Raw genomic sequence first — 21,032 nt, 5'->3', positions numbered from 1 at the left:
GGTGCGCGCACGCACTGGACCTGGTGGCCTCTTTCAGGAACGATAGGGCACCCAAAACTGCGCACGAGGTCTCGCATGTCCGCCCCTTGCATCATCTGTGTGGCCATCACCGGTTCTGTCCCGCAAAAGTCGGACAATCCGGCCGTGCCGATCACGGTGCCGGAACAGATCGAAAGCACGCACGCGGCGTTCGAGGCCGGCGCCAGCATTTGCCACGCCCATGTTCGCAATGATGACGGATCGCCCACGTCCGATCCCGACAAGTTCGCCTTGTTGAAAGAGGGGATCGAGGCGCATTGCCCGGGCATGATCGTGCAACTGTCGACGGGGGGCCGGTCTGGGGCTGGCAAGATGCGCGGCGGCATGTTGCCCCTGCGCCCTGACATGGCGTCGCTGTCAGTCGGTTCGAACAACTTCCCCACCCGCGTCTATGAAAATCCGCCGGACCTGGTCGACTGGCTGGCGTCGGAAATGATCGCGCACGATGTAAAGCCCGAGATCGAGGCCTTTGACCTGAGCCACATCCTGCATGCAGCGCAGATGCACGCCAGGGGGCAGATCAAGGACACGCCCTATGTGCAGTTTGTCATGGGCGTGAAGAACGCGATGCCTGCAGATCGGCATGTCTTTGATTTCTATGTGCAAACCGTGCAGCGCCTGTTCCCCGATGCGCCGTGGTGTGCCGCAGGCATCGGCGCCAACCAGATCGTTTTGAACGAATGGGCGGTCGCCGCCGGCGGCCACGCCCGCACGGGACTTGAAGACAACATTCGCTGGGACAGGCAAACCCTCGCACCTTCCAACGCGGCCCTTGTCGAACGGTTGGCCGGGATTTGCGCAAAGCATGACCGCCCCGTCGCCACAGCCGCCCAGGCCCGCGAAATCCTGGGCCTGCGCGCGGCCTGACCCTTTGCCCCGGCGTCACCGCACGCTGTGGTAGACACCGCCCCGCTGATCCGCCACCTTGCCCGCAAAGCAGGAGGAGATCACCCATGGACATGTCATTTACGCTACGCCCCGAAAATCGCGATCTGCTGGACCGCGTGGCCGCCATGATCCGGGACGAGATCATGCCGCTTGAGGACGAATACTCGGCCGAAGTCGCCAAGGGCGATCGGTGGCAGTACACCGACCGCCAGACCGAGATCCTGGAAGGGCTCAAGGCCAAGGCCAAGGCGGCGGGGTTGTGGAACTTCTGGCTGACGGACAGCGACAAGGGCTTTGGCCTGACGACCGTGGAATACGCGCATTTCGCCGAAGAGATGGGCAAGACGCCGCTGGGGGCAGAGGTGTTCAACTGTTCCGCCCCCGATACCGGCAATATGGAAGTGTTCGAACGCTACGGCACCGACCAGATGAAATCCGACTGGTTGGCCCCGCTGCTCGAGGGCAAGATCCGCTCCGCCTACCTGATGACGGAGCCCGACGTGGCCTCGTCCGATGCCACCAACATCTCCATGTCCTGCGTGCGCGATGGTGACGATTATGTCCTGAATGGCGAGAAGTACTGGGCCAGCGGCGCAGGCGATCCGCGCTGCAAGGTCTATATCGTCATGGTGAAGACGGCAGGCGACGACCAGCCCAAGCACAAGCGCCAATCCATGATCGTTGTCCCCGCGGGGACAGACGGGATCGAGGTGCTGCGCCCCATGCTGGTCTATGGCCACGACGATGCGCCGCACGGCCACATGCACATCCGGTTCACGGATGTCCGCGTGCCCGCCGAAAACATCCTGCTGGGCGAAGGGCGGGGCTTCGAGATCGCGCAGGGCCGCCTTGGGCCCGGCCGCATCCACCACTGCATGCGCGCCATCGGGCAGGCCGAAGCCGCGCTTGAGCTGATGTGCAAACGGTCGCTGTCAAAGGAAGCGTTTGGCAAGCCACTGGCCCAGCTTGGCGCCAACTATGACATTATCGCCGAATGCCGGATGGAGATCGAGATGGCGCGGCTTTTGTGCCTGAAAGCCGCATGGATGATGGACCAGGGCGACCCGCGTGCCGCCGCCCCCTGGATCAGCCAGATCAAGGTCGTGGCCCCGCGCGTGTCATTGAAAGTCATCGATGAGGCGGTGCAGATGCATGGCGGGCAGGGCATCAGCCAGGACACACCGCTGGCCCACGCGTGGACCCACCAGCGCACGCTGCGGCTGGCTGATGGTCCCGACGCGGTGCACCGCCGTCAGGTCGCCCGCGCCGAGTTGAAGAAGTACACGCAGCAGCCCATCTGAGGGCCGCTGCGATTACAGAAAGATCGGTTTCTTGTGACGCGTGCCGTCCGGGTCCTCGGTCACGATCTGCAGCTCGCTTCCCTTGGCCTGTTGCATGACTAGGGTGTGATAGTTGACGAGCGCACGTCGCACGACTTCGGTCGGCGATTTTGACGGCGTAAGCTCCATAATCTCTCGAAAAACTTTGCCCATCTGGGCGTTCACACGGATCGTCACGCGATCCTTGATCTCTTCCGGTTCCATGGCATCGCCCTCTCGTGTCCCTTGGGTCAGCCTGATTCTGTGCCGGGTCTGACCGATGCCCAATGTCACCGCTGGCCTTATCGATTCTTTGAATCTGGACTCAGCGTCGCATAAGGCGCAACTTTGGTGTCGCACGGCGAAAAGGCGCGGTCAAGGCGCAATTTTGCGTCAAAAGCGACATTTTCACGCCAAATCATGTCGCAACGCAACGTTATCGCTAACGTGTTACAAATGTCGCCACTTGTCTATCATTGGCGTTGCGCATTTCGCTCAATACGAAGTACTATCGGCATTATGTTGCACGTGCAGCATGATTTTTGAAACATTCGCAAACTTAAGGAGACGCGAAAATGAAACGGATACTCTTTGCAACACGCTTCGGCATCTGTCCGAACACAGGGCCAGCTGTGATCGCCGCCTACGCACCTGACTTGATCGGGACCGCGGCAACGACCGGACGCACCATCTACGAAGACCTGGCGGTCCTCACGTTGGCCTTGCGCCGACCCTGGGACACGCTCAGCGCCTTCATCGACCAGTGCGCCCAAAACCGCTTTGGCCCACGCCCTGAGAGCAGACAGGCGACCGGCTCGGATACGAAATGGCCCACTCCCGCACACCCAAGCCTTGCGAGGGTGGCGCAGTCGGACATGCCGATATGCTGTCAAATCATCCAAAAGGAGAAACTGAATGGAGAACAAACAAACACAGAAACCTGACCCACTGCTGGACGCCGCCGACCCGGACGTGGTCGAGGCTGTCTATGCCAACGTTCGCCCGGCGCGACATGAGGCTTTGTGGGACAACATAAAAGGTGGACTAGTCGTAGCGATCTTGCTGGCAGTTCTGAAAGCGGTGCAATTCGCATCTGCGGATAGCGGTCCGCCTACACCACCGCCCCCGACTCCACCACCTAAGGCGCAGTCGGAGGATTTGGGCCCTCAATCCACATGCCCTCGCCCAGCGAAACCAATAAGAGGCATGACCGATGGACTCATCGATACATGAAGATGCTGCCGCATCTCACTGGACCCGCGATTGACCCGATCGCGGGTTTTTTCTTGGCGCCTGTGCCGTGCAGCTATAGGTTCCGAACACGCACAGGGACCGTGCACGGGGACACACAGTGCTTGATAGGCATGAACATACGACGCTGGGACTGCGCCGGCCCGATACGGTTCTGCGCCTTGCGCAAATGGGCCAGATGATGCCCACGCGGCTCAGCTTTCTGCGGGTTCTGGTGCGCAGGCTTTGTGCCGAACGGGCGCAGGTGCGGCGCATCCATTGGGACATCTGCGATCAGGGCTATGGACAGGCGGCCTATGCCATCGATCTTGGCGGGCACACCTATTCGCTGGTTGCCATCTCGACCAACCTGCCGCCGGACCAGCGCAGTGACCGGGTGATCGCCACGGCGTGGGATGCGGCCTTTGTCCTGTTTGACGGTACGGCCACACCCGCCGACATTGCCCGCATCGCCGGGCAGGCCCCCAAGCAAGAGGCAGGGCGGTTCGAACCACGTGATCTGGTTCTGAGCCGGGCCAACAAATCCGTGCGCATGTGGGATGCCACCGTCGCCGCACTGCGGGCGGGCGCGCAGCCCGACCCGCAGATGATCCGCGACATCGGGTATCTGATGCGCACGACCGCCGTCTACGGAAACGGCAAGTTCGGCATCGCCGACCGTCACCTGATTGCAGACCGGCCGGGGCTTGACGGCCCCTTTGCGGCCGAGATGCTGACGGTTTACCTGATCCGCCACTTTACGCTGGACCTTGTGCAGCATGTCGGCGGCGGGGCGCTGGACCCGGCCCTTGCAAGGCACATCGGCATCGGCAATGCCACCGGCCTTGGCATGGCGCCGTTTCTGGTGACCCATCCGGTGCTGTTGCACAACTGGATGGTGGCCCGCGAAACTGCCCTTGCGCGCGTGCTGGACCGCCCGGTGATCAAGGCAGTGGAAAAGGCGCGCATGGTAACGCTGGCCCACCGGGCCAGAGCCCATCTGGCCGATTGGCACGTGCCCGCAAAAGACCACGACACGATCCTGCGCACGCTCGAGGCCGATTGGACGGCATTTGTCCCACAGATCGAAGCGGCCCCCACATTTGGCGCGCTGTGGCAGGCGGCACAGACCAAAAGCGCCACGTTGCAGGAACTTCTGACTTCCCTGATAATCGAAGTGTGTCCCGAGGATGTGGACGACCTTGCCGCTGACATGGGCGATCCGTTTGGCCCGCTTGTGGCCCCGTTTGCGGACACGGCGGCGTTGGCCCGTGCCGTTCGGGACCAATGGCGCTGGGCCACGGATTGCGACTATGACGACGCGCACCAATGCCGCCGGTTCTGGTATGTAAGCGCGGCCAAGCTTGAACCGAGGCTGGGCGACCGCTTTGCCGAACCGGGGGCCGACCTTGAAGCCCCGCTTGACATCGCGCGCAGGGTTGCGGCGCTGTGGGCCGACCTGCCGGATGTCCCGGAACCGGTGTCTGACTTCACCGCCCGCCATCCCGAACACGCCTATGCGATTCAGCGCGTTGCGCTGCTGGCGCGCTATCCCTATGCGGAAATCCGCGACAACCTCATTGCTGCGACCTGTCGTCCCATTGATATGCTGCGCTGCAAGCTCAGCTTCTTTGGAGCGACAAAGTTCGATCCCAAGTCTGACCTGTGGACCCGCATCACGCTGGCGCAGGGTGCACCGCTCGGGCATGAACTGCGTCCCGAAATGGATGATTGGTGGCTTCCGGTGATGGAGCAATGAACATGTCATGGACCGAAGTGCAGGCGCTGGGGGTGAAGGCCGCCAGCGGCGCCGGGGTGCCGCCCGCCCAGGCGCTGGCCTTTGGCGCGATGCTGGCGCGGCACGTGGCGGATGGCGGGCCGCAGGGGGCCATCGGCCTGGCCCTGGCCGAACCGCGGCGGATCGTGGATCTGGCCCGCCGCGTCGAAACCATTGTCGAGGCGGCGTCGGTGTCGGCCGCGCGGGTCGATGCAACCGAAGAGGATGCGGGCACCCGCGCCATGCTGGTCAGCTGGTTGTCGGGCCTGCCGTGCAAGTCCGACCTCGATGTTGCGGGTACGCGGATCAGTGTGCGCTTGTCGCTGACCGATCCCAGCGCGCAGGGTCGCCCGGAACGGCTGCAGGTTGACCCGTCTCTTTTGCAGCAAATGAACGATCTGGCGGCCAAAACCTATGTACCTGACAGCGACGCCTCGCGCAGAGGCGGGGCAGGGGCAGGGTTGATGGAACTGGACTAGGCGAACGGATCCTCGGGATAGCCGACGCCAGCCAGGTACAGCCCATCCGGTGGACAGACCGGGCCGCATGCCGCGCGCTCACGCGCCTCCAGCGCCGTTTTGACGTCCCCGGGTGCCCAGGCGCCAGCGCCTACACGTTCCAGCGTGCCAACAAAGCTGCGGACCTGGTTGTGCAGGAAGGACCGGGCACGCACGTCAAAATGCACCTCCGGCCCGTGCACGCCATCGACGCGGCGGACGTCCAGGCGGTCCAGCGTCTTCACCGGGCTGTCGGCCTGACAGATCGACGACCGAAAGGTGGTAAAGTCGTGCCGACCAACCAGATGATCCGCGCCCGCCTGCATCGCCGCCACATCCAGCGCGGTATTCACCCGCCACACAAGTCCGCGCAGGTGCGTGGCAGGCGCACGGCGCATCAGGATGCGGAACAGATACCGTCGTTCGCGGGCCGAAAACCGGGCGTGCCAGTCCTGAGCGACGCGCGCGCAGTCCACGATGGCGACGGGATGCGGCTTCAGATGGTGGTTCAACGCCTCGGACAGGCGGAACGGGTCCCAGTCCCTGTCCATGTCGCAATGGGCGACCTGCGCCAACCCGTGCACGCCCGCATCGGTGCGCCCTGCCGCGGCAATGGTGTGGTCGCGCGGCTCCAGCCTTGCCAGCGCGGCCTCGATGGAACCTTGCACTGACGGCTGATCCGCCTGCCGCTGCCATCCGGCAAACGGCCCCCCGTGATATTCGACTTTCAAAGCGTAACGCGGCATGCGCGCCCCCCTATCGCCAAACGGCACCGACGGCAACGCCACGCCCGCACCTTCATTGTTCCAAAAAAATGCCCGCCGGAGGCTCCCGCACCCTCACCCCGCGCAACACCGAACTGGTACGCGCCTGCGCAAGAGCCTACATACCCTGCAAAGATCAAAGGGGGCCGGGCGTGGTTCTGACGACACTTGCCGATGGGGTGCTGGATGTGGCCCAGGGCATTTACGACACCGGGGCGGACCTGTTTGGGGATACGACCATCCGGCTGGGGGTGACCGGGCTGGCACGGTCGGGCAAGACGGTGTTCATCACCTCGCTTGTGGCGAACTTGCTGGATCAGGGGCGGATGCCGCATCTCCTGGCGGCAAGCGAGGGGCGCATTGCGGCCGCCTATCTGCAACCCCAACCCGACGATACGGTGCCGCGTTTCGATTACGAGGGGCATATCAGCGCGCTTACGGGGCAGCCGCCGCGCTGGCCCGACAGCACCCGCGCGGTCAGCGAATTGCGCGTGTCCCTGCGCGTCAAGCCCAACGGGTTGCTGGCCGGGTTGCAGGGCCCGCGCACGGTGCATCTGGACATCATCGACTACCCCGGCGAATGGCTGCTGGACCTGGGCCTGCTGGATCAAGGCTATGACGACTGGTCCGCTGCCACCCTTGCGCGACTGGAACCGCGCAAAAGCGCGGACGCGTTCCGCGCGGCATTGGATGGCACCGACGGGACGGCCAGGTTGGACGAGGTGCAGGCCAAAACGCTTGCATCCGCCTTTACCGACTATCTGCACGCCGCGCGCGCGGCCGGGTTTTCGGATTGCACGCCCGGGCGCTTCCTGTTGCCCGGCGACCTTGCGGGTTCGCCGGTTCTGACCTTTGCCCCGCTGCCCCCGGGCGATGCGCCCCGCCGGTCGCTGCGCCGTGAAATGGCGCGCCGATACGAGGCCTATAAGGCGCAAGTCGTGCGCCCGTTCTTTCGCGATCACTTCGCCCGCATCGACCGGCAGGTGGTGCTGGTGGATGCGCTTGGGGCCATCCATAACGGCCCCGCCGCGGTCGAGGACATGCGCGCCGCCATGTCCGAAATCCTGTCGGCCTTCCGTCCCGGGCGCAACGCGTTCCTCAGCCAGCTTTTTCGGGGCAAGCGGGTCGAGAAAATCCTCTTTGCCACGACCAAGGCCGACCACCTGCACCACCAGCAACATGCCAAGCTGACAGCCATCATGGAGGCGCTGACACGCGATGCCCGCGACCGGGCGCGCTTTGCCGGGGCGGACACCCAAGCCATCGCACTCGCGGCCCTGCGCGCCACGACAGAAGACACGGTGCAAAACGACGGAAAGCCGCTCGATGTGGTCCGGGGCACCTTGCTTGAGACAGGCAAACAGGCCGCGTTCTACCCCGGCGCATTGCCCGATGACCCCTCACATATCCTGTCGCCCGCCGCCAACGGCGCGCAGGCGTGGCTGGACGGGGATTACCAGGTCATGCGCTTTGCCCCCGCGCCCCTGACCTTGCGCCCGGGCGACGGGCCGCCGCATATCCGGCTTGACCGGGCGGCGCAGTTCCTTTTCGGGGACAAGCTGTGACCCATCTGCGCGCGGCACAACCCACGGACGCCGGTGCGGTGGGCGCGATCCTGTCCGGTTTCATTGACGGCACCGACTGGATGCCCCGTATCCATACCCGGGCCGAAGACCTGGCCTTTGCCGGCTACATGATTGAACAGGGGTGGGTGACCGTTGCCGAACAGGACGGGCAGGTCCGCGCCTTCTGCGCCCTCAAAGGCGCAGAGGTGCATTCGCTTTACGTGGCAGGTGGGGCGCGGGGGCAGGGCATTGGTGCCGCCCTTCTGGCCCGCATGAAAGCCGCGTCTGACCATCTGACCCTCTGGACGTTCGAGGCCAACACCGGCGCGCAGCGTTTCTATCTGCGCCACGGCTTTGCCGAGGTGGAGCGCTCCGACGGGTCCACCAATGACGAAGGCCTGCCCGACATCCGCTACGACTGGCACAAGGATCCGAACTGATGGCCAAAGGCCCCGTATTGATCGAGATCGAGGATGATCCCGCCCCCAAGGTCGCCGAAGCACCACCGGTGCCCGACAGCACACCCGTGGCCCTGCCGCGCGGCGACGCGATGCAGATGGCCGCGCGTGTGGCCACGCGCAAGCCGTCGCGCCTGGGCCGCTTTTTCTGGGGACTGGGCGGGGCGCTTCTGGCGGCGGTGCTGGGTGCGGCGGCCTGGGATTTTGTCACGGAATGGATTGCGCGGGCGCCGTTGGTCGGCTGGGCCTTTACCGGGCTATTGGGCGCCTTTGTTCTGACCCTGCTGATCATCGCACTGCGCGAGCTGGCGGCCCTGCGCCGCCTCACGCGGCTTGACGGGTTGCGCCATGACGCAGCACAGGCCGTCGAACAGAACGACCTGGCAGCGTCCCGGGCCGTGGTGGACCGGTTGGACGTGCTGTACCGCGGGCGTCCCGATACGGACTGGGGACGGTCGTGGCTGGCCGAGCTGCGCGGTGATCAGATGGATGCGGCGGGCCTGCTGAAACTGGCCGAGGACACCCTGGTTGCCCCGCTGGACCGCGCCGCCGAACGCGAGGTCGAGGCCGCCGCGCGGCAGGTCGCAACGGTCACGGCGCTGGTTCCCATCGCGCTGGCGGACGTGGTCGCGGCGCTGACCGCGAACCTGCGCATGATCCGGCGCATCGCGGAAATCTATGGCGGACGGGGCGGGCTGTTGGGCAGTTGGCGGCTGACACGCGCGGTGATGGCGCATCTTGTGGCAACCGGTGCCGTGGCGGTGGGCGATGACATGCTTGAACCCGTGCTGGGCGGTTCGATCCTGGGCAAGCTGTCGCGCCGCTTTGGCGAGGGGTTGGTCAACGGCGCGCTCACCGCGCGGGTTGGCGTGGCAGCGATGGAAGTCTGCCGCCCGCTTGTATATGCAAATGGGGAACGGCCCAAGGCGCGGCGCTTGGTGAAACAAGCGCTGGGCGGCCTATTTACATCTCAAAGCGACCGCAAATAGGACCCAGCGCATGGAAACCTTCGCCCCTGATCTGCAAACCATGGTGCGCACGCCCCTGACGAACGCACATGTGGCTGCAATGCACCGGGTCGGCACGATCATCGACCTCAAGGCCGGCGACAGCTTTCAGCGGGCCGGAGAGCGGATCGAGACGTTCCACTACCTGCTGTCGGGCGAAACAGAGGCGATCAATTCTGCCACCGGCACGCGCTATGGCCAGGCGACGCTAGGACCGGGGCAGTTCTTTGGCGAATTGGCCTTTCTGACCGGAGCGCACGCCTTTCTGGGCGGGCGGGCAGTGCAGGACACTCAGTTGTTGTGCGTGCCACGCGACGAAATGCTCAAGCTGATGTCCGACAATCCCGAAATGTCCGATATCATCATCACGGTCTTTGCCGCCCGGCGTCGCCGGATGCTGGACAATTCCGAAGGCGGGCTGACCCTGATCGGCGGCGAGGTTGACCGCGATGTGCGCCGCATCGCCAGCTTTGCCGCGCGCAATCGCATTCCGTTTGTCGAGGTCGAGATTGAAAGCGCGGAGGGCACGGAACTGGCCAACCAGTGCCGCATCGACCGCGCGCATCCGGCCGTGGTCTTTGCCAAGCACCAGGTGATCGACCCGCCCACACCCCGCGGCGTGGCACTGGCGCTGGGCCTCGACATGGCGCTGCGCAAGGAAGACGTCTATGACGTGGCGATCGTGGGCGGCGGCCCCGCCGGTGTGGCGGCGGGGGTCTATGCCGGGGCCGAAGGGCTTTGCGCTGTTGTGCTCGAAGATCTGGCGATCGGCGGGCAGGCGGGCACGTCATCCCGGATCGAAAACTACATGGGCTTTCCCACCGGCATTTCCGGCGGCGACCTTGTGGGCCGGGGTGAAGTGCAGGCAATGAAATTCGGCACCCGCTTTGCGATGCCGGTGCGCGCCACGGAATTGATGCAATGCGAAAAGCACCTGTTCCATGTCAAGCTGGACAATGACGAGTGGGTGTCAGCCAAGGCGCTGATCGTGGCGACGGGGGTTCAGTACCGCCGCTTGCCCCTTGAACGGTTGGAAGATTTTGAGGGCAGCGGCGTCTATTATGCGGCCACTGATGTCGAGGCGCGCTATTGCAAGGACACCGAGGTCGCCGTGATCGGTGGCGGCAACTCGGCCGGACAGGCCGCCATGTTCCTCGCCCGCTCTGCGCGGCACGTGCATGTGCTGGTGCGGGGTGAAAGCCTTGCGTCGTCCATGTCGGATTATCTGTTGCAGCGTCTGGAAAGCCATCCGAAGATCACGATCCACATCTGCACGCAGGTCAAGGAACTGCACGGGCAGGACCGGCTGGAGGCGATCACCATTCGCGACAGGCGTGCCGGTCAGGACTGGAACCTGAACACCAAGGCCCTGTTTGTCATGGTGGGGGCCGCGCCCAACACAAAGTGGCTGTCGGATCTGGTGGAACTGGACGACAGGGGCTTTGTCAAGACCGGGGCAGATGTGGGTGCTGCCAGCGGGTACGAGACGTCACGCCCGGGCATCTTTGCCGTTGGCGACGTGCGGGCCGGATCGGTCAAACGGGTCGCAAGCGCGGTTGGCGAAGGGTCCGTGGTGATGTCTGCCGTGTGGGCGCATATCGCCGATACCTGAAGGCCCTGTGCGCCTGGCGCATTGGTTTTGCGCCGCAAAGGTCCGGAAAACCTTGCCTTTTGTCCCATGCCAACGTGACCTATCTAGGATCACGGTGGCGTGAAGGGGACAGATATGGACGGGTTTTTGATACTGGGCGGCCTGGTGGTCCTTGGGATACCGGTGGCCGTGATTTACCTGATGGCTGCCGTGTCGGGCCTGCGCCGCCGCGTGGCCGAACTGGAACGCGCTGCATCCGCCGTGCCGTCCGCGCCGGGCGCAGACCGGCCCGCCCCCCCGACACCGGACATCGCCGCCGTGGCACCACGGGTGCCGGATGGGCCTGCCACGTCACCATGGGACACGCCTGCCGATCCGGACGGCCCACCCCCGCTTGATCGGGCGGAACCGGCCGCGGCCCGGGTCGCGGCCGCCCGGCATGAGGCCCGTCCGGCCGACGTGCCGCCCGCCGCCGGTTATGCCATGCTGTCGGGTTTCGCTGCGTGGGTTGTGGCCAACTGGTTCTATGCGGTGTCGGCACTGTCGCTGGCGCTGGCCGGTCTTTTTCTGGTGCAATACGGGATCGAGAATGACCTTTTCCCGCCCACCGCGCGGGTGTTGGCGGCCCTCGGCTTTGGCGGCGCGCTGATCGCGGGTGGCGAGGTGATCCGCCGCCGCTTTGGCGATGATCCGGACAGTGCAACGGCCTACATCCCGTCCGTCTTTTCCGGCGCGGGTCTTGTGTCTCTGTTTGGCGGGATCGCGGCGGCGCGGCTGCTGTACGATCTGATCGGTGTCGAGGCGGCGTTTGCCGGCATGGCGGCGGTGGGCCTGCTGGGCGTTGCGCTGGGCTGGCTCTATGGCCCGCTGCTGGCCGCCGTGGGGGTGATCGGTGCCTTTACCGCACCGCTGCTGGTTGGCAGCACAGTGCCCGCCACGTCCTGGCTGTTTGTCTACTTCGGCGTGATTGCGGCTGTGGGCCTTGGCATCGACACGATCCGGCGCTGGGCCTGGGTGTCGGTGCTGTCGGTGGCGCTCGGGTTCGGCATGGGGTGGCTGACGGTGCTGGGTGGCGGTGCCGAACTGGTTCTGGGGTTCCAGGCCCATGTCGTGGTGCTGGCCGTTCTGGCGATCCTGATCCCGGCCCGGTCGTTCCGGCCCGATCATGCAGGCCCGATGCTGTGGCAATTCCTGCGCGATCCAAAAGCTGAGAGGCCCGCCTTTCCGACCGCGCTTGCGCTGGTATCGGTCGCCATCGCTGCCGGATCCGTAGCCTGGAGCGCCGGGGCCGGGGCCGAACCGTTCTGGATGGCCGTGATCAGCCTCGGGTTGCTGGCCCTCGCGCTGGCCTATTGGTCGATGTCGGGCCCCTCGTTGCAGGAACTGACCGTACTGCCCGTTCTTGCCATCGTCGCGGTTGTCGCGCGGGAAGGGGCCGCGTTCGGCCCGGTTCTGACCGGTTTTGCAGAGGCTTACGCGACAAGTCCCGAAGCGGACTTTCCGCTGGCGGTTTCACTGGTGTGGGGTGTGGGCCTGCTCTTGAGCGGCGTGGCGGCCCTGCGTGCCTTGCAGCCGGGGCTTGGGCTGGGCTGGGGCCTCGGTGCGGCGCTGACGGCCCCGGTGATGGCGATTGTCCTCGAACTGACATGGCGTCCGGCAGAGGTTATCGGCGCCTACCCCTGGGCGCTGCATGCCATCGTTCTGGCGGCAGTCATGGTGGGTTTCGCCCTGCGCTTTGCACGGGTCGATGCGCCCGACCGCACCCGCGCGTCGGTGTTTGTGCTGTCGGCGCTGGCATCGATCACATTCGCGCTGGTCCTGATCCTGTCGCTTGCGGCCCTGACCGTGGCGCTGGCCGTCACCGTGCTGGTGGCTGCGTGGCTGGACAGGCAGTTCAAGCTGCCGCTGATGCAGGTGTTCATTGCCGCGGGCGTGACGGCGGTGGGCGCGCGCCTTGTCGGTGATCCGGGCCTGTTCTGGGCGCTCGACGCCCCCCTGTGGGAGATGCTGCTGGCCTATGCAGGATCGCTGGCGGCCTTCGTGGGGGCCCTTGTGCTGCTGCGGGGACGCGCACGGCGAACCGCACGCGTGCTGCTGGACACAGCCGCGTGGTCGACGGCGGGCATGGTGCTGTCGCTGCTGCTGATCCGCTTTCTTGATGACCTGCTGCCCGGCACCAACACGGATTCGCATTGGGCGCTGGGGCTGTTTGCGGTGATCTGGCTGGGGCTGATGCTGGTGCAATTGCTGCGGATCGAAGGGTTGGGCGGCATCCTGGCCCTGGTGCGCGGTGGGCTGGCGCTGGTCTTTGGCCTGATCGGGTTTGGCGTGCTGGCGCTTGGCATGACCGTGCTGTCGCCGCTGTTCACCGACTGGGGCAAGGATGTGGCAGGCCCGCCGGTTCTGAACACGCTGATCCCGGCCTACCTGCTGCCTGCGCTGGTGCTGGCGGTGGGGGCCTGGCGGTTGCGCCACCGCATTCTGCGCTTGGGTCTTGGCACGATGGCTGTGGGCGTCACCGTCTACTGGGCCTTCGCCACGATCCGGCACCTTTGGCAGGGGGCAAACCGGATGGAGCTGTCCTTTGGCTATTTGCAGCCCGAACTCTACAGCTACACCGTGGCGATCCTGCTGACCGGTGCGGTCCTGTTCTACCAGTCGCTGGCGCGCAATGCGGCGGGCCTGCGCCGGGCGGGGCTGGTGGCGATCGGCCTGGCCGTGGCCAAGGTGTTCCTGGTCGACATCTCCGGGCTGGACGGGTTGGTGCGGGTCTTGTCGCTGGTGGTTCTGGGGCTGTCGCTGGCCGGACTGGCCTGGCTGAACCGCTGGGCGCAAACCAAGGGCTAGCGCAACGGATCGCCGCGCGGAAAGGCGGGCAGCAGTGTGCCGCAGACCAGACCGGACAGGATGCGGGGCACCGGCGGCACCAGTGACGCGGGGAACAGCACGCGGTCACGCAAGACCGGCAGCCAGCGGCTGTCGGATTGGTATTGCGGGGTAAAGGCCCAACTCATCCACTGGTAGGTGCGCACGTGCCAGCGCCGGGCCCGCGCATAGACGGGCAGGGCGGCGTCTGGTCCGTGGGCCGCAATGGCCTGGGCCAGGGCATAGGCATCCAGAAGCGCCATGTTGGCCCCCTGACCCAGTTGCGGGCTGGCGCGGTGGGCGGCATCGCCGATATGGGCGATGCCGGGACCAAAAGGCATATCCAGCGTGCCATGCGCATAGCGCGCCATGGTAAACTGGTCCGGGTCGGTGATCTGGGCCGCAAAGGGGGCAAAGGCGGGCCACAGCGCGGCGGCTTCGGCTTGCCATGCCTCCAGTCCCGCCGCCCGCCACGCGGCGTGGCCCCCACGCGGCAAGGACCAGAAGATGGCGGCCATCGGTCCCTGTGCACCGGGTGGCACGCCGATGGGCAGCACGCCGACCATGCGGTTTGCCTTGCGATAGGTCTGGCGCAACTGGTCCGTCGGCAGCGCGGTCGCATCCGCCCAGGGCACATTGGCCCACAGCGCCCCATAGGGCAGCGCGCTGGCCCGCATAGGTGTCAGTGGGGAACGGGCGCCCAAGGCGTCAATGATCAGATTGAAACCGGCCGCCTCGGTGCCGTTGTCCAGCACAAGACAGCCGGGCCGCGCGTCTGCAACTTTGGCCCCCAACTCCAGGGTGGTACCGGCGGCCACGGCTCCGTCCCAAAGGGCCGAAAACAGGGCGTTGCGGTGCACGGCCAGCCCCACACGCTGATGGCCGGCCCGGTCGTACCACACATCCAGCACGCGCCGCCCGCTCTCCGCCTCGTGCCCCAGCATCCGGTGGATTGCAGTGCCGGTTTCAAAGATCTGCGCCTTCAGACCGCACGCCTCCAGAACCGCCTGGCCGACGGGTTGAATGACCAAACCGGACCCCACGGGGGCAGGGGTGTCGAACTGGTCGAAGACCGTCACATCCACGCCGCGCTGGCCCAAGAGAATGGCGGCTGCCAATCCACCAACACCGGCCCCGGCAATCGCGATCTTCATATGCCACTCCGTCCTGTCACGTTTTCGCGTCACCCTATCCCGTTGGACTGCGCGGAAAATGAGGCATCTTGGCCCACTGGACGCTCCGGGTCCCTGCGCCTATAACGCGCCCATGATGACCCGGACCATCATTCTGCGAATTATATCCCCGGCGCTCTGATCCACCATCGAGCCGCCGGGCAAAGGTGCTTGAGCCGTCGCACCGAACCGCTATACCCCCGATTGACCGAATTTTGAGGACGCAGCCGATGTGCGCCGAAACGCCCGACTACAAAGACACCCTTAACCTGCCCAAGACCGACTTTCCCATGCGCGCGGGCCTGCCCAAGCGCGAGCCCGGATGGCTGGAACGCTGGGCACGGATCGGGGTCTATGACCGCCTGCGCGAGAAGGAGGGCCGCACGCCCTTTACCTTGCATGACGGTCCGCCCTACGCCAACGGCCACCTGCATATCGGCCACGCCCTGAACAAGACGATCAAGGACATGATCGTGCGTTCGCACCAGATGATGGGGCGTGACGCGCGTTACATCCCCGGCTGGGACTGCCACGGCCTGCCCATCGAATGGAAGATCGAGGAACAGTACCGCAAGAAGGGCCGCGACAAGGACGAGGTGCCGATCAACGAATTCCGCGCCGAATGCCGCGATTTCGCCGCCGGTTGGGTGGATATCCAGCGCGAGGAATTCAAGCGGCTGGGCATCACCGGCAACTGGGATCAGCCGTACCTGACCATGGATTTCCATGCCGAACGGGTGATTGCCGAGGAATTCATGAAATTCCTGATGAACGGCACGCTCTACCAGGGCTCGAAACCCGTGATGTGGTCGCCGGTGGAACAGACGGCGCTGGCCGAGGCGGAGGTCGAGTACCACGACAAGGACAGCTTCACCATCTGGGTGAAGTTCCGGGTCGAGGATTTCGAGATGCCGGACCTCGTCCTCGCGGGCGAGGAAGTGGGCACCGACGAAGCCGCCGCCATTCTCGAGGCGGAGACCAGGGCCGCGACCGCGTTCAAGGGCGCCTATGTGGTGATCTGGACCACCACGCCCTGGACCATCCCGTCGAACAAGGCGGTCGTGTTCGGCCCCGACATCGCCTATGGCCTCTACGAGGTGACGGGCCGGCCCGAGGAATGCTGGGCGCGCATCGGCGACCGCTATATCCTGGCCGACAACCTCGCCGCCGATGTGCTGGGCCGCGCACGGCTCGATGACACGATGTACCGCCGCCTGCGCGACGTGACGCCCGCGCAACTTGAAGCGATGACGCTCTCGCACCCGCTGAACGGGGCCGATGGGGCGGGTGGCGCATGGGACGACATCCGCGATTTCCGCGCCGCCGATTTCGTGACCGACACCGAAGGCACCGGGTTCGTCCACTGCGCCCCGTCCCACGGGATGGAGGAATACGAGCTTTACCGCGAGCTTGGCATGCTCGAACAGGTGATCACCTACAACGTGAACCCCGACGGGCGCTTCCGCGACGACCTGCCGTTCTTCGGCGGCAAGGCGATCCTGAAACCCAACGGGAAGGAAGGCAACGCCAACGCCGCCGTCATCGACAAACTGGCCGAGGTGGGCGGGCTGCTGGCCCGTGGCAAGATCAAGCACTCCTACCCCCATTCCTGGCGGTCCAAGGCGCCGGTGATCTACCGCAACACACCGCAATGGTTCGCCGCCATCGACAAGCCGGTCGGCGACGGGCAGGACACGCATGGGACAACCATCCGGCAGCGCGCGCTGACGGAAATCGACAACGTCAACTGGACGCCCAAATCGGGCCGCAACCGCCTGCATTCCATGATGGAAAGCCGCCCCGACTGGGTGCTGTCGCGCCAACGCGCCTGGGGCGTGCCGCTCACCTGCTTCACCAAGAAGGGCGCGCTGCCCACGGATGACGACTTCCTGCTGCGCAACCCCCAGGTGAACCGCCGCATCACGTCCGCGTTCGAGGCGGAAGGGGCAGACGCCTGGTACGATGAAGGGGCCAAGCAACGCTTCCTCGAAGGGATCGTGAACCCCGACGACTACGAACAGGTGACGGACATCCTCGACGTATGGTTTGACAGCGGCTCGACCCACGCTTTTGTCCTGCGCGACCGCGCCGACGGGTCAGAGGATGGCACCGCCGACGTCTATATGGAAGGCACGGACCAGCACCGCGGCTGGTTCCACTCATCCCTGCTGCAATCGGTGGGCACCACGGGCCACGCGCCCTACCGCAACGTGGTCACACACGGCATGACGCTCGATGAAAAGGGCCTCAAGATGTCGAAATCCATTGGCAACACGATCGTGCCCGAGGAAGTGATCAAGCAATACGGGGCGGACATCCTGCGGCTCTGGGTGGCGCAGACGGACTACACCGCCGACCAGCGGATCGGGCCGGAGATCCTCAAGGGCGTGGCCGACAGCTACCGGAGGCTGCGGAACACGATGCGGTTCATGCTCGGCTCGCTGTCGGACTTCACCGAAACGGACCGGACCGATCCGGCCGACATGCCCGAACTGGAACGCTGGGTGCTGCACCGGCTGGCCGAACTGGACCAGACCGTGCGCGACGGCTACGCGGCCTTCGATTTCCAGCGCGTGTTCTCGGCCGTGTTCACGTTCGCCACCGTGGACCTGTCGGCCTTCTATTTCGACATCCGCAAGGACGCGCTCTATTGCGACGGCGACACGGCTGAACGGCGCGCGGCGCGCACCGTGCTGGACCTGCTCTATCACCGGCTCACCACGTGGCTGGCCCCGATCCTCGTCTTCACGATGGAAGAGGTCTGGCTCGAACGGAACCCCGGCGATGACAGCTCGGTCCACCTGACGGACATCCCCGACACACCCGCCACCTGGCGCGATGATGCACTGGCCGCCAAGTGGACGGGCATCCGCGGCGCCCGGCGGGCGGTCACCGCAGCGCTCGAAATCCAGCGGACGGACAAGGTGATCGGCGCGTCGCTCGAAGCGGCCCCGGTCGTGCATGTCGAAGACACAGAGCTTGCCGCGACGCTGCAAGAGCTGCCCTTTGCCGATATCTGCATCACCTCGCAGATCAGCGTCACCACCGATCCGGCCCCGGCCGAGGCATTCCGCCTACCCGAGGTCCCGCATCTGGGCGTGGTGTTCGAAAAGGCCGAAGGCACGAAATGCGCCCGGTGTTGGAAGGTGCTGCCGGATGTCGGCCTGCACGCCCATCCGGGCGTCTGCGGGCGCTGCAACGACGCGCTGGGCTAGGCAACAGAGATCCGCGCCTTACATACCGGCCCATGACGGATGACGCCACGATCCGGGCCGCGATCCTTGACGCGGTCCACGCACGCGGGACGGGCAAGACGATGTGCCCGTCCGAAGTGGCCCGCGCCGTGTCCGAAGACTGGCGCCCCCTGATGCCGGACATCCGCCGCATCGCCCGGACCCTGGCCAGACAGGGGCAGGTCACGGTCACGCAAGGGGGCGTCGGTGTCGACCCGACAACGGCCAAAGGCCCGATCCGGCTTGGCCTTCCGTCTTCTTCCGACTGAAAATACGACGGGGGAGGCCGCAGGCCGGGGGCAGAGCCCCCTGAAACATGTCGTCGCGCGCCAGCGCGTCCTTGGGATCAGTAGAAGCTCTGGGGATCGATATCGACGGCCAGCCTCAGATCACCCTTCAGGCGCACCTGGCTGATCCACTGCGCGATGGCCCCTTGCAAGGCCACGCCTTTGCCTGCCTTGACCAGCATCCGCACCCGGTGCCGGCCGCGCACCCGTGCGATCGGGGCAGGGGCCGGGCCAAAGACCTGTGCGCCCACGCGGGTCAACGGGGCCGGGTTGCGCGCCAGCGCATTGGCCACGTCAAAGACCTGCGCCACATCGGGCCCGCTCAGGATAATGCCCGCCATCCGGCCATAAGGCGGCACCCCTGCCGCGTCGCGCTGTGCGGCCTCGGCCCGCCAGAACCCGTCCTCGTCCCCCGCCAGAATGGCCCGGATAACAGGATGATCCGGCTGATAGGTCTGCAACATCGCCGTGCCCGGCTTCTCGGCCCGGCCCGCCCGGCCTGCCACCTGCCGCATCAACTGAAATGTGCGTTCCGCCGCGCGCAGGTCGGACCCCTGCAAGCCCAGATCGGCGTCGATCACCCCAACCAGCGTCAGGTTCGGAAAGTTGTGCCCCTTCGCCACCAGTTGCGTGCCGATGATCACATCGGCCCCACCCTCGGCAATGGCCTCGATTTCGGCCTTCAACGCACGGGCCGATCCGTACATGTCCGAACTCAGCACCGCCACGCGGGCGTCTGGAAACAGCTCCACCGCCTCTTCGCCCAGCCGTTCCACACCGGGCCCCACGGGGGCCATCCGGTCCTCGGCCCCGCAGGACGGACAGACGGTCGGCAACGGCTTCGTCTCGCCACATTGGTGGCACATCAACCGCTTCAGGAACCGGTGTTCGACCATGCGCGCGTCGCATTGATCACAGCCCACCTGATGGCCGCAGGCACGGCACAGGGTGATCGGCGCGTAGCCCCGGCGGTTCAAGAACAGCATCGCCTGCTCGCCGGCGGCCAGCCGCGCCTCGACCGCGCGCTTCAAGTCCTCAGACACCCAGCGATTGCCCGGCAGCTTCTCGGCCCGCATGTCGATGGTCTGCATCGTGGGCATGACCGCCGGGCCGAAGCGCGCCTCCAGGTCAAGCCGCGTGTACTTGCCGCTTTCCGCGTTGGCCCACGACTCCAGCGACGGCGTGGCCGAGGCCAGAACCACCTGCGCCCCCAACAGCGAGGCGCGCAACACCGCCATGTCCCGCGCATTGTAGAGCACCCCGTCCTCCTGCTTGTAGGAGGTGTCATGCTCTTCATCGACCACGATCAGGCCAAGGTTCCGGTAGGGCAGGAACAGGGCGGACCGGGCCCCGATCACCAACTGCGCATTGCCGTGCCCGACCATCCGCCAGATACGCCGCCGCTCGGTCATGGTCGCGCCCGAATGCCATTCGGCGGGCCGTGCGCCAAATCGCGCCTCGACCCGCTTCAGAAATTCGGCCGTCAGCGCGATTTCAGGCAACAGGACAAGCGCTTGCCGCCCCGCATGCAGGCAGGCGGCGACGGCCTCCAGATACACTTCGGTCTTGCCCGACCCGGTCACGCCCCGCAAAAGCGTGGTGCCATAGGTCCCCGACGCAACGGCGGATGCGATATGCGTCGCCGCCTGCGCCTGATCTTCCGTAAGCGCCTTGCCGTCGCGCCCGGGATCCATCGGCGGAAAGGGCAGGTCGCGGGGGCTGTCCTCTTCGGCAACGGCACCCTGTTTCACCAGCCCCTTGATCACCGACGCGGTCACACCCGACAGGTCAGCCAGTTCCTTCAAGGTGAACGCCAAATCCCCGTATGCGCCCAGAAACTCCAGCACCCGGCGGCGGGCATCGGTCATCCGGTCCGGCTCCGACGCGCCACGCCGGTATACCTTGCGCATCGACGGTGGGTCGCCCAGACCCGGCGCGCGGGTGGCCAGCCGCAGCATCGCAGGCATCGGCGTCAGCGTATAGGCGGCCGCCTTTTCCAGAAAACTGCGCATCTCATCCCGCATCGGGGCTGCATCCAGCACCCGCAGAACCGACCGCACCCTGGCATAATCATAGTCGCCCTTGCCCGGTCCCCACACCACGCCCAGCACCTTGCGCGGCCCAAGCGGCACCTCGACAAACGCGCCCAGGTGGCACCCGCCCTCGGGGGCCCTGTAATCCAGCGCCCGGTCCAGCGGTTGCGTGGTCAGCACGGCCACCAACGCGCCCTCGTCATAAAAGGACGGGATCATGTTAGCGCCAACATATGAGGGGTTCAGTCTTCACGCATCCTGAGGTAAAGCCATCCCAAGCAAACGCCAAGCCATCTAAGGGGGCCGC

At 65.7% G+C, this 21,032-nt stretch carries 15 protein-coding genes; 11 read left to right on the top strand and 4 right to left on the bottom strand.

The window, feature by feature from the left end:
* Positions 1–75: 75 nt before the first annotated feature.
* Positions 76–906, top strand: a complete 831-nt coding sequence (locus tag Q0844_RS06475; RefSeq protein WP_299043178.1) for a 3-keto-5-aminohexanoate cleavage protein — start codon at positions 76–78, stop codon at positions 904–906.
* An 86-nt stretch (positions 907–992) separates the two neighbouring features.
* A complete protein-coding gene (locus Q0844_RS06470; protein ID WP_299043177.1) occupies positions 993–2,228 on the top strand; it encodes an acyl-CoA dehydrogenase family protein in 1,236 nt (411 codons plus the stop codon).
* Positions 2,229–2,240: 12 nt separating this feature from the next.
* On the opposite strand, the gene Q0844_RS06465 is transcribed toward Q0844_RS06470, so the two are convergent.
* Positions 2,241–2,471 carry a hypothetical protein gene (locus Q0844_RS06465; protein WP_299043176.1) on the bottom strand — a complete coding sequence of 77 codons (231 nt, stop codon included), beginning with the start codon at positions 2,469–2,471 and terminating at the stop codon, positions 2,241–2,243.
* A 1,126-nt stretch (positions 2,472–3,597) separates the two neighbouring features.
* Between Q0844_RS06465 and Q0844_RS06460 the strand changes: the two genes are divergently transcribed.
* Together Q0844_RS06460 and Q0844_RS06455 are read left to right on the top strand one after the other, a co-directional pair.
* A complete protein-coding gene (locus tag Q0844_RS06460; RefSeq protein WP_366522979.1) occupies positions 3,598–5,235 on the top strand; it encodes a hypothetical protein in 1,638 nt (545 codons plus the stop codon).
* Positions 5,236–5,237: 2 nt separating this feature from the next.
* Positions 5,238–5,732 (top strand): hypothetical protein, encoded by a 495-nt coding sequence (locus Q0844_RS06455; protein ID WP_299043174.1) that lies wholly within the window; start codon positions 5,238–5,240, stop codon positions 5,730–5,732.
* Here the strand turns inward: Q0844_RS06455 and truA are convergent.
* Complete coding sequence (gene truA / locus Q0844_RS06450; protein WP_299043172.1) at positions 5,729–6,496, bottom strand: tRNA pseudouridine(38-40) synthase TruA; 768 nt, start codon at positions 6,494–6,496, stop codon at positions 5,729–5,731. The genes Q0844_RS06455 and truA overlap by 4 nt on opposite strands.
* A 170-nt stretch (positions 6,497–6,666) precedes the next feature.
* On the opposite strand from truA, the gene Q0844_RS06445 reads away from it, so the two are divergent.
* From Q0844_RS06445 to Q0844_RS06425, 5 genes are all read left to right on the top strand, one after another.
* On the top strand, positions 6,667–8,079 hold the full coding sequence (locus Q0844_RS06445) for a YcjX family protein (RefSeq protein ID WP_299043170.1): 1,413 nt from the start codon (positions 6,667–6,669) through the stop codon (positions 8,077–8,079).
* Positions 8,076–8,519 carry a GNAT family N-acetyltransferase gene (locus Q0844_RS06440; RefSeq protein WP_299043169.1) on the top strand — a complete coding sequence of 148 codons (444 nt, stop codon included), beginning with the start codon at positions 8,076–8,078 and terminating at the stop codon, positions 8,517–8,519. Before Q0844_RS06445 ends, Q0844_RS06440 begins: the two co-directional genes overlap by 4 nt.
* Positions 8,519–9,526, top strand: a complete 1,008-nt coding sequence (locus Q0844_RS06435) for a TIGR01620 family protein (RefSeq protein WP_299043168.1) — start codon at positions 8,519–8,521, stop codon at positions 9,524–9,526. Before Q0844_RS06440 ends, Q0844_RS06435 begins: the two co-directional genes overlap by 1 nt.
* Before the next feature lie 10 nt (positions 9,527–9,536).
* Entirely contained in the window at positions 9,537–11,156 is a 1,620-nt protein-coding gene (locus Q0844_RS06430; RefSeq protein ID WP_299043167.1) for an FAD-dependent oxidoreductase, read from the top strand.
* Positions 11,157–11,270: 114 nt separating this feature from the next.
* Entirely contained in the window at positions 11,271–13,982 is a 2,712-nt protein-coding gene (locus tag Q0844_RS06425; protein ID WP_299043166.1) for a DUF2339 domain-containing protein, read from the top strand.
* Here Q0844_RS06425 and Q0844_RS06420 read toward each other — a convergent pair.
* Complete coding sequence (locus Q0844_RS06420; RefSeq protein ID WP_299043165.1) at positions 13,979–15,154, bottom strand: NAD(P)/FAD-dependent oxidoreductase; 1,176 nt, start codon at positions 15,152–15,154, stop codon at positions 13,979–13,981. The two genes, Q0844_RS06425 and Q0844_RS06420, sit on opposite strands and share 4 nt — an antisense overlap.
* A 248-nt stretch (positions 15,155–15,402) precedes the next feature.
* Here Q0844_RS06420 and ileS point away from each other — a divergent pair, with 248 nt between their 5' ends.
* Both ileS and Q0844_RS06410 read left to right on the top strand, forming a co-directional pair.
* Positions 15,403–18,387, top strand: a complete 2,985-nt coding sequence (ileS, locus tag Q0844_RS06415; protein ID WP_299043164.1) for an isoleucine--tRNA ligase — start codon at positions 15,403–15,405, stop codon at positions 18,385–18,387.
* A gap of 32 nt (positions 18,388–18,419) precedes the next feature.
* Entirely contained in the window at positions 18,420–18,674 is a 255-nt protein-coding gene (locus tag Q0844_RS06410; protein WP_299043162.1) for a DUF3253 domain-containing protein, read from the top strand.
* A gap of 77 nt (positions 18,675–18,751) precedes the next feature.
* On the opposite strand, the gene Q0844_RS06405 is transcribed toward Q0844_RS06410, so the two are convergent.
* Positions 18,752–20,944, bottom strand: a complete 2,193-nt coding sequence (locus Q0844_RS06405; RefSeq protein ID WP_299043160.1) for a primosomal protein N' — start codon at positions 20,942–20,944, stop codon at positions 18,752–18,754.
* Positions 20,945–21,032: the final 88 nt, after the last annotated feature.

The sequence above is a fragment of the uncultured Tateyamaria sp. genome (genome assembly GCF_947503465.1).
Classification (GTDB): Bacteria; Pseudomonadota; Alphaproteobacteria; order Rhodobacterales; family Rhodobacteraceae; genus Tateyamaria.
This window is presented reverse-complemented; position numbering and strand designations above follow the sequence as displayed.

Excerpts from the sequence above, each read along its gene's own strand:
- Q0844_RS06475 (WP_299043178.1), top strand. The coding sequence starts at position 76 with ATGTCCGCCCCTTGCATCATCTGTGTGGCCATCACCGGTTCTGTCCCG.
- Q0844_RS06470 (WP_299043177.1), top strand. The coding sequence starts at position 993 with ATGGACATGTCATTTACGCTACGCCCCGAAAATCGCGATCTGCTGGAC.
- Q0844_RS06465 (WP_299043176.1), bottom strand. The coding sequence starts at position 2,471 with ATGGAACCGGAAGAGATCAAGGATCGCGTGACGATCCGTGTGAACGCC.
- Q0844_RS06455 (WP_299043174.1), top strand. The coding sequence starts at position 5,238 with ATGTCATGGACCGAAGTGCAGGCGCTGGGGGTGAAGGCCGCCAGCGGC.
- truA (WP_299043172.1), bottom strand. The coding sequence starts at position 6,496 with ATGCCGCGTTACGCTTTGAAAGTCGAATATCACGGGGGGCCGTTTGCC.
- Q0844_RS06435 (WP_299043168.1), top strand. The coding sequence starts at position 8,519 with ATGGCCAAAGGCCCCGTATTGATCGAGATCGAGGATGATCCCGCCCCC.
- Q0844_RS06430 (WP_299043167.1), top strand. The coding sequence starts at position 9,537 with ATGGAAACCTTCGCCCCTGATCTGCAAACCATGGTGCGCACGCCCCTG.
- Q0844_RS06425 (WP_299043166.1), top strand. The coding sequence starts at position 11,271 with ATGGACGGGTTTTTGATACTGGGCGGCCTGGTGGTCCTTGGGATACCG.
- Q0844_RS06420 (WP_299043165.1), bottom strand. The coding sequence starts at position 15,154 with ATGAAGATCGCGATTGCCGGGGCCGGTGTTGGTGGATTGGCAGCCGCC.
- ileS (WP_299043164.1), top strand. The coding sequence starts at position 15,403 with ATGTGCGCCGAAACGCCCGACTACAAAGACACCCTTAACCTGCCCAAG.
- Q0844_RS06410 (WP_299043162.1), top strand. The coding sequence starts at position 18,420 with ATGACGGATGACGCCACGATCCGGGCCGCGATCCTTGACGCGGTCCAC.
- Q0844_RS06405 (WP_299043160.1), bottom strand. The coding sequence starts at position 20,944 with ATGATCCCGTCCTTTTATGACGAGGGCGCGTTGGTGGCCGTGCTGACC.